Origin of the sequence: Gemmata sp., assembly GCF_051859125.1 — a bacterium.
Classification (GTDB): domain Bacteria; phylum Planctomycetota; class Planctomycetia; order Gemmatales; family Gemmataceae; genus Gemmata.
Map to the genome: position 1 here is coordinate 1 of NZ_JBHYGG010000106.1, position 7226 is coordinate 7226.

Annotated in this window: 8 protein-coding genes; 2 read left to right on the forward strand and 6 right to left on the reverse strand. The window is 69.5% G+C overall.

Features of this window, described 5'->3' with window-relative positions; genetic code table 11:
- Positions 1-184 precede the first annotated feature (184 nt).
- Both ACTIGN_RS11280 and ACTIGN_RS11285 read left to right on the forward strand, forming a co-directional pair.
- Complete coding sequence (locus ACTIGN_RS11280; RefSeq protein ID WP_439623828.1) at positions 185-1477, forward strand: hypothetical protein; 1293 nt, start codon at positions 185-187, stop codon at positions 1475-1477.
- A gap of 108 nt (positions 1478-1585) precedes the next feature.
- Positions 1586-2881 carry a hypothetical protein gene (locus tag ACTIGN_RS11285; protein WP_439623829.1) on the forward strand — a complete coding sequence of 432 codons (1296 nt, stop codon included), beginning with the start codon at positions 1586-1588 and terminating at the stop codon, positions 2879-2881.
- Between the two features lie 214 nt (positions 2882-3095).
- Here the strand turns inward: ACTIGN_RS11285 and rplQ are convergent, their stop codons facing one another.
- From rplQ to rpmJ, 6 genes are all read right to left on the reverse strand, one after another.
- Positions 3096-3656 carry a 50S ribosomal protein L17 gene (gene rplQ, locus ACTIGN_RS11290; protein WP_439623831.1) on the reverse strand — a complete coding sequence of 187 codons (561 nt, stop codon included), beginning with the start codon at positions 3654-3656 and terminating at the stop codon, positions 3096-3098.
- A 140-nt stretch (positions 3657-3796) separates the two neighbouring features.
- The gene (locus ACTIGN_RS11295; RefSeq protein ID WP_439623833.1) at positions 3797-4804 is read right to left on the reverse strand and encodes a DNA-directed RNA polymerase subunit alpha; all 1008 of its coding nucleotides are present in this window, start codon (positions 4802-4804) and stop codon (positions 3797-3799) included.
- Between the two features lie 206 nt (positions 4805-5010).
- Positions 5011-5667: a 30S ribosomal protein S4 gene (rpsD, locus tag ACTIGN_RS11300; RefSeq protein WP_439623835.1), complete on the reverse strand. Its 657-nt coding sequence runs from the start codon at positions 5665-5667 to the stop codon at positions 5011-5013.
- Positions 5668-5895: 228 nt separating this feature from the next.
- The gene (gene rpsK / locus ACTIGN_RS11305) at positions 5896-6276 is read right to left on the reverse strand and encodes a 30S ribosomal protein S11 (protein ID WP_144954843.1); all 381 of its coding nucleotides are present in this window, start codon (positions 6274-6276) and stop codon (positions 5896-5898) included.
- Positions 6277-6409: 133 nt separating this feature from the next.
- A complete protein-coding gene (gene rpsM / locus ACTIGN_RS11310; protein ID WP_439623837.1) occupies positions 6410-6793 on the reverse strand; it encodes a 30S ribosomal protein S13 in 384 nt (127 codons plus the stop codon).
- Between the two features lie 111 nt (positions 6794-6904).
- On the reverse strand, positions 6905-7018 hold the full coding sequence (gene rpmJ / locus ACTIGN_RS11315) for a 50S ribosomal protein L36 (protein WP_144954837.1): 114 nt from the start codon (positions 7016-7018) through the stop codon (positions 6905-6907).
- Positions 7019-7226 lie beyond the last annotated feature (208 nt).

Below are 7226 nucleotides of genomic sequence, written 5' to 3' on the forward strand. Positions count from 1 at the left end.
CACTCCACCGGGGGACTCACGTCCCCCGCTCGCCAGAATCCACAGAGGCACGCGCCGCGCGGCCTGTAACGGCGGCCGGTAGGTGATCGACGCGGCCCGGACGCTCCGATATAATGCCGAGTCTGACGCCCCGCGTCACCGCCCCGCCGCCCGGGCACCAACCCCAACCTGCCGAGGGTTGCACATGCTGCGTTCGACCACCGCTCTCGCCGCCGTTCTGCTCGCCGCCTCCGCTGCGGCGGCCGCGTCGCCGTCGGCGTCGCCCGACCCGAAGTCGCTCCTCGTTCCCGACGGCGAGCTGGCGAAGGCCCGCGAACTGGTCCAGAAGCTCGGCAGCGAGCAGTACGCCGAGCGCGAGGAGGCCGAACTCGCCCTCGCCCAGATGGGCCGGCTGGCACGGGCGGCCCTCCTCGAAGCGGTCAACAACGACGCCAGCGCCGAGGTGCGGACCCGGTCCCAGGGGCTGCTGCCGCGGGCCACGAGCCTCGAAATGAAGGCGCGGCTCGATGTGTTCCTGGCCGACACCGACGGGAAGTTCGACCACGACCTCGCCGGGTGGACCCAGTTCCGCGAACTGGTCCGCACCACCCACACGGTCCTCGGGTTCCCGGTCCGCACGGACCCGGCGCTCGACGGCGCGGCCCGCACGGTGTTCGCCGAACTCGTCGCCGCGCCCGCCAACCGGCACCTCCTGTTCGCCATCGGCGGCCAGCAGGCCGAACTCGGCGCGCTCGCGACCGCCCGCCAGCAAGAACTGTACTCGCAGAAGTACCCGCGGGCGGTGTTCGTCGCCGGCGGCGGCGTGCGGCCCCCGGCGGCCCGGCGCGACCCGAGCCTGGCCGACGTGCTCACGCTGCTCCTGGCCGAGTACCAGGCCGGGGCGAGCTTCGTCCCCCCGCGGTCGGCCCCGATCAGCGTCCTCGTGCAGTCGGCCGGCGTGAGCCAGGCGATCGCCGCCGGCGACGACCGAGGGAAGGTGTGCCGGGCCGTCCTCACCGCGTGGTTCCGGACCCGCCAGGACCCGATGGACCAGTACAACGCGATGACCCTCGCGGGCACCCTCGCGCTCCCCGAGGTGGCGTGCGACCTCGCCACCCGGCTCCTGCGGAACCAGGCCGCCGTGGCCGGGTACCGGAGCATGGCCGCGACCACCCTCGTCCGCTCCGGCACCAAGGCGCACCTCCCCGCACTGGAGGGCGCGATGGACGACAAGGCGGTGGTGTTCACCGTGCGCCGGGCCGTCCCCAACAAGCCCGGCGAGATCGCGGCGCACGAGATCCAGCTCCGCGACCTGGCCCTGATCGTCGGCCTGCTCATCACCCAGCAGAGCCCCGAGGACTACGGGTTCGTCGACCAGTACGGCAAGGGCGCCAGGGCCGGCACCGCCAACTTCAACTACACGCGGTTCTACGTCCCCGAGGAGAAGCGGGACGCGGCGCAGGCGAAGTGGAAGGAGTGGCGGGCGAAGAACCCGTGACCCCCGGGCTCGTAACCGGGTGTAACGAAATGGTAAAATCCGATTGGCGCGTTGCCTCGTCCGGAACATGCTGGACCTATTCCGCCGCTCGATGACCCCGAGGACGACATGACCCGGACCGCCCTGGCACTCCTGACCGCGGGGCTGCTCGCGGCCCCGGCGCTCGGTGCCACCCCCGACCCGAAGGACCTGGTCGTCCCCGCGAGCGAACTCTCGAAGGCCCGCGACCTCGTCCGCAAGCTCGGCAGCGAGTTCTACCGCGAGCGCGAGGAGGCGTTCCTCGAACTCGGCAAGATGGGCCGGCTCGCCCGCCCCGTGCTGCTCGAGGCGGCCGCCGCCGACGCCGACCCCGAGGTCCGGTTCCGCACCGCCCGGCTGCTCCCCAAGGCCGGGGCCGACGAACTCGCCGCCCGACTCGCCACGTACCTCGCCGACACCGAGGGCAAGTTCGACCACGACCTCCCCGGCCTCAAGCAGTTCCGCACCCTCGTCGGCCGGGACGAGAAGGCCCGGGCCCTGTTCGTCGAGGTCGTCAAGTCGCCGTACAACCTTGAAATGCTCCAGGCCGTGGACCGCGGCCCGACCGAGGGCGGCCGCGCCATCTCCGACCGCCGGAACCTGCTCTGGAACAAGATGCAGCACCGGAACTTCAACGGCCGGATGTCGCCCCCGCAGCAGGCCACGCTGCCCGACCTCGCGTGCCTGTTCTTCGCCGAGACCGTCGTCCCGAGCAAGGAGGTCCCCCGCGGGATGTTCAACCACGTGACCGGGGCGATGTTCGTCCAGCAGCCGGCGTCCATGAGCGCCCTGACGAACACCTCGGCCCCGCACGCCGAAGCGTACAAGCGGATCGTCGGGCAGTGGCTGGAGAGCCGCGACGACCCCAACGACCTGAACCAGCTCGCGCACGTGGTCGGCCCCCAGGGGCCGCTCCGGAACTTCCCCCAGAGCCTCCCGCTCCTGCGGCGGATCGTCACCACCGAGGGCGTGTACGGGTACGCCAAGGGCCAGGCGCTGATGTTCCTCACCCAGCAGCGCGGCAAGGAGGAAGTCCCGTTCCTCGCCACGCTGCTCGGCAACGACACGCTCGTCACCAGCGTCTGGTTCGGCAACGTCGCCGGGGGCAAGCCGGGCCAGAACGTCCAGCACCAGTGCCTGCTCCGCGACGTGGCCCTGGCGATGCTCCTGACCCAGACCGGGCAGAAGATGCGGGACTACGGGTACGTGTTCCCGCAGGGCCAGGGCGAGCCGAACCCACAGAGCATCGGGTACGGCAACTACGCGTTCCCGACCGACGAGGCCCGCGCCGCGGGGATGGTGAGGTTCGGGTTCTGGAAGCTCAAGCAGAGCCTCGCGGAGCCCGCGCCGGCCCCCGCCAAGGACAAGGACGCCCCGGGGAAGTGACCCAGTGCGAGCCCGGGTGAACGAAGAAGGGGTTATTTGAAGATTTGGCACTCCTGGCGAGCGGGGGACGTAAGTCCCCCGGTAGAACCACGATTCGCACCTACCGGGGGACTTACGTCCCCCGCTCGCCAAAACCTCCAGCCACCCAACGCAGAAGGCCGCCCGTCGGAACGGGCGGCCTTCTCGCGTTTGCTCCGTCGCGGACCCGGACGGGTCACGTCGCCGCGGGGGCCGCTTCGAGTGCGGCCGGGGCCGGGGCCACGACCGGGGCGGCCGGGGCCGGCTGCTTCGCGATCTTGGTGTCGTTGGCCTTGAGCAGCTCGATGATCGACGTCTCGCCGGCGTCGCCGAGGCGGCGGTAGTGCTGCTTCATGATGCGGGTGTAGCCGCCGGGCCGGGCCGCGTACCGCGGGCCGATCTCGCGGAACAGCTTCTTGAGCACCGTGTCGTTGGTCGGGTTCTCGTCGTTCTTGTCCCACACGCCGGTGCCGTGGGTCGGACCGAGCAGGGCCATCGCCTGGCGGCGGTAGTGGAGGGCGGTGATCCGGGCGGCCTTCTCCTCGGCCTCGCCCTTGCCGCTGGCCCCGGCGACGACCAGCGCCGCCTTCTTCGCCAGGGTGATGAGCTTCTCGGCGAACGGCCGGAGCTCCTTCGCCTTGGGCGTGGTGGTGACGATCGACTCGTGCGTGAACAGCGCACGCGCGAGGTTGCGGAACAGGCTCCGCCGGTGGGAGGGCTTGCGGTTCAGGTGGCGGCCGCGCTTGCCGTGACGCATGGTGGCTTTCTTTCAGGAATCAGGGGTCAGGAATCAGGAGTCGGATAAGAACCGCGCGCCGTGCCAAGGAACGCGCGGGTATCGTGGGGCCGGGCCGGGGTTCTGACTCCCGATCCCGGACCCCGGACTCCTGTCGCCGCTTACGAGCGGCGCGGGGGGATCCGCATGCCGAGGGTCAGGCCGCGCTCCTGGAGCTTCAGTTGGACCTCGCGGAGCGTGGTCTCGCCGAAGTTCCGGACCTCGAGCAGCTCGTCCGGGCTCCGGAGGATCAGCTCGCGGACGGTCGTGATCCCCTCGGTCTCGAGGCAGTTGGTGGCCCGGACCGAGAGCTCCAGCTCGGCCAGGCTCATGTTGAGCTTGCGCTCCAGTTCGGCGTCGCTGGTGTCGGACGTGGCCCGGGCCCCGCCGATCTCCATCGACTCCTCCATCGGCACCTCCGGCCCCTGTTCCGTGTACTGCACGAACGGGTTGAGGTGCTTGCGGAGGATCTTCGCGGCCTCGACCAGCGCCATCTGCGGCCCGATCGTGCCGTTGGTCCAGATCTCCATCACGAGCCGGTCGTAGTTGGTCTTCTGGCCGACCCGGGTCTCCTCGCTGTCGTACTTGACCCGCACGACCGGGGAGAAGCTGCTGTCGACCGGGATGACGCCGATCTCGCGCTCCTTGCCGGCGTTCTCCTCGGCGGTCCGGTACCCGCGGCCGTTCTCGACCGTCATCTCCATGACGAACGGCACGTCGCTCGTCAGCGTGGCGATGTGGTGCTCGGGGTTGATGATCTGCACCATCTCGTCGTGCTGCACGTCGACGCCGCGGACCGGGCCGGCCTCGTGCTTCTGGATGCGGATCACCTTCGGCTGGTCCGACAGGTTCTTCACGACCAGCGACTTGACGTTCAGGATGATGTCGGTGACGTCCTCGACCACGCCGGTGATCGTGGAGATCTCGTGCTGGACGTCGTGGATCTTAACCCGGGTGATGGCGCTGCCTTCCAGGCTCGACAGCAGGATCCGCCGCAGGCTGTTGCCGATCGTCATGCCGAACCCGCGCTCGAACGGCTCGGCGAAGAACTTCCCGTAGGTGTCGGTGAGGGTGCCCCGGTCGGTGTGGACCCGGCTCGGCAGCTCCAGCCCGCGCCAGCGAACTCGCATGGTGAACCTCCGCTCCGTCGGCTTACCGCCGCCCGTGCGCGACCGGCACGGGGGCGAACCAGACGGGGTCTTGTGAAACGAACGGCCCCGCGGTCGCTGCCGGGGCACAAGCACGAAATTCGAAGCACGAAATCCGAAAGGATGGCGGGGCCAAACGGGCCGAGTCTTCTTTCGAGTTTCGTGCTTCGAATTTCGGATTTCCACCACTACCGGGTGGCGATTTCGATGATGAGCTGGACCCGCTGGGCCAGGCTCTCGGGGCGGTCGTAGAACCGCTCGTCCACGTCGGCCGAGTTCGGCAGGCGGGTCATGCGGCCCTCGGGCTGCTCCTGGTTGTTGGTCAGCTCCAGGAAGTCCGGGATGCGGACGATGTTCTTCTGGAGCGTCTCGCGGGCCATCTTGAGGCTGCCCTCGCGGGGCTTGATCTTCACGACGTCGCCGGGCTTGAGCAGCATGCTCGGGATGTCGCACTTCCGGCCGTTCACCAGGATGTGCCCGTGCGACACCATCTGGCGGCCGGACATTCGGTTGACGGCGAGGCCGAGGCGGTGGACGACGTTGTCGAGCCGCCGCTCGAGGATCGAGAGGAGCTGCTCGCCGGTGTTCTCGGGGGACCGGGTGGCGAGGTCGTAGTACCGGCGGAACTGGGCCTCGAGGATCCCGTAGAACCGCTTGAGCTTCTGCTTCTCGCGGAGCCGGAGGCCGTACTCCGACTGCTTGCCGCGGCGGAGCCCGTGCATGCCGGGCGGGGGCTTCTCGCGGTCGATCGGGCACTTCGGGCTGAAGCAGCGCTCCCCCTTCAGGAAGAGCTTCATCTGCTCCCGCCGGCACATCTTGCAGACCGGGTCGGTGTTACGAGCCATAAGTTCCAGGTGTCGAAAACCAGGGGTCAGGTGGGTCCGGCGCGGTGCCGGAACTCCGGGAACGGGCTGGCGGCGTGTCGGTGGGCGGTTCCCCGGCGAACCCCAGAGTCGGAACGGGGAGGGGCACCCAACGCCCGGCGAGCCGGGAGCGTCGGTGACCGGAGTGAGGTTCCCCCGGTCACCGATGCTCCCGGCTCGCCGGAGCCGGTCGAGCCGTAGTCGTCGTCGTCAGACGCGCCGCTTCTTGGGCGGGCGGCAGCCGTTGTGCGGCAGCGGGGTGACGTCCTCGATCGCCTTGACGTTCAGCCCGGCGGCCTGGAGCGCGGTGACCGCGGACTCGCGGCCGGCCCCCGGCCCCTTCACGCGGACCTCGATCTCCTTGACGCCGAACTTCGACGCCTTGGCGGCGCACTCTTCGGCGGCCCGCTGGGCGGCGAACGGGGTGCTCTTGCGGCTGCCCTTGAACCCGACCGCACCGCCCGACGAGTGGCACAGCGTGTCGCCGTTCGTGTCGGTGATGGTGATGATCGTGTTGTTGAACGTGCTCTGCACGTGCGCGACGCCGCGGCTGACGTTGCGGCGTGCCTTCTTCTTTTTCGATTTCGCCATTGGAGTGGTCGGTTATCGGTGGTCAGTGGATGGTGGTCGGTTCGAGCGGGGGGCCAGTGGGGAACGAGGGGGGCGGCGGCGGCCGACCGTGGCCCGGTCGAACTGCCCACCGCCCGCCGTCCGCTGACCACTACTACCGCATGTCCTTGACGCCCTTCTTGCCGGCGACCGTCTTGCGGACGCCCTTCCGGGTGCGGGCGTTGGTCTTGGACCGCTGGCCGCGGCACGGCAGGTTCTTGCGGTGCCGCTCGCCGCGGTAGCTCTTGATTTCCTTGAGCCGGGCGATGTTCGACCCCTCCTGGCGGCGGAGCGGCCCCTCGACGAGGTACTCCTTGTCCAGCAGGGCCGCGATCTGCGCGACCTCGGAGTCCGTGAGCTCCTTCGCCCGCCGCTGCGGGTTCAGGTGCAGCTTCTCGCACACCTCCAGCGACGTGGTCGCCCCCAGCCCGCGGATGTACCGCAGGGAGATGTGGGTCGGCTTGTCCGGCGGAATGTCAACGCCTTGGATACGGGGCATGTCGTTCTCGCTACGCTCGCTAGTGGTCAGTGGAGAGTGGGCGGTGGGCAGTCGGGGCGGGACGGCAATTGGTTTTGCCGTCCACCGCCCGCTCCCCACCGGCCACTACGCTCAGCCTTGCCGTTGCTTGTGGCGGGGGTCTTCGCAGATGACGCGGACCACGCCCTTGCGCTTGATCAGCTTGCACTTCTCGCAGATCCGCCGCACGCTCGCTCGCACCTTCATGGTTCAATCCCCAACGCCGGACCGTCGCGGAGTTCGCGGACCCGGGAAACCTCCACAATATCGGACACAGCCCAATCGACAAGTCCGGCACGTATTTTCTGCCCCGCGGCGCGCTGGGAAAACGCGGTTCCGGAGCGCCGGATCGAGTCGGGCGCGGGCACCTGTGGCAAGGCGACCCCTGAGGGCCAGCGAGGGGGTGCGCCTCACC